Annotated in this window: 1 protein-coding gene; it reads left to right on the top strand. The window is 69.1% G+C overall.

From position 1 onward, the window contains the following. Nucleotides 1-31: 31 nt before the first annotated feature. Nucleotides 32-469, top strand: a 438-nt coding sequence (locus RNC47_RS36540; protein ID WP_311605169.1) for an NAD(P)-dependent oxidoreductase, incomplete at its 3' end; no start/stop codon positions are given.

The following is a 469-nucleotide window of genomic DNA, read 5'->3' as shown; positions in this document are numbered from 1 at the left end:
TTGGCCTTCTGACCACAGCCTCGGCGAAACCGTGCGCGACCTCGGCAGTTGCACCGTGGGCCTGCTCGGGTACGGAAACGTGGCCAAACGGGTCGAGAAGATCGTCGTCGCCATGGGGGCCGATCCGTCCCAGGTGATCCACACCAGCACCCGCGACACCGGCCATCCGCAATGGCGCACCCTGCCGGATCTGTTGGCCGCCAGCGACATCGTCTCGCTTCACCTCCCGCTGACCGAGGCCACCCGCGGACTGCTCGACAGCAAAGCGCTGGCATCGATGAAGCCCGGCGCCGTCGTCGTCAACACCGCGCGCGGTCCGATCATCGACGAGTCCGCCCTCGTCGAGGCGCTTCGCACCGGGCAGTTGGCCGCGGCCGGCCTGGACGTCTTCGCCGAGGAGCCCGTGCCGCCGGGCAATCCCCTGCTGGAGCTGCCCAACGTGGTGCTCACCCCGCACGTCACCTGGTAC

The sequence above is a fragment of the Streptomyces millisiae genome, from assembly GCF_031845425.1.
GTDB lineage: Bacteria > Actinomycetota > Actinomycetes > Streptomycetales > Streptomycetaceae > Streptomyces > Streptomyces millisiae.
The sequence above is the reverse complement of the archived record's forward strand: the minus strand, read 5'-3'. Positions and strand labels throughout refer to the sequence as shown.